Source organism: Enterobacter cloacae complex sp. ESBL7, assembly GCF_041679625.1.
In the GTDB taxonomy this organism is placed as follows: domain Bacteria; phylum Pseudomonadota; class Gammaproteobacteria; order Enterobacterales; family Enterobacteriaceae; genus Enterobacter; species Enterobacter asburiae_B.
Window position 1 is genome coordinate 1 of sequence record NZ_JBGORN010000068.1, and the last position, 255, is coordinate 255.

The following is a 255-nucleotide window of genomic DNA, read 5'->3' on the forward strand; positions in this document are numbered from 1 at the left end:
TTTTTGTAGCAAGGGTGCTGTCCGGTGTCTGGCATGGTGCCGGGTTGACGTTTATTATCTGGGGGGCGTTGCATGGTTCTGGTATGGTAGTGAATAACCTCTGGCGGCGCTACGTTTCAGAAAGAACTGGTTTTATGCTCCCAGCAGCTCTCGCACGCCTGATGACCTTTCTTTTTGTCTGTCTGGCGTGGGTATTTTTCAGGGCATCATCCATAAACGATGCGTTACTTATCTGTGACAACATTCTGTCGGCAT

Annotated in this window: 1 pseudogene; it reads left to right on the top strand. The window is 49.4% G+C overall.

The annotated features are described in order from the left end of the window. Window positions 1-255: pseudogene (locus ACERY3_RS25490) on the top strand (MBOAT family protein); the annotation flags it as partial.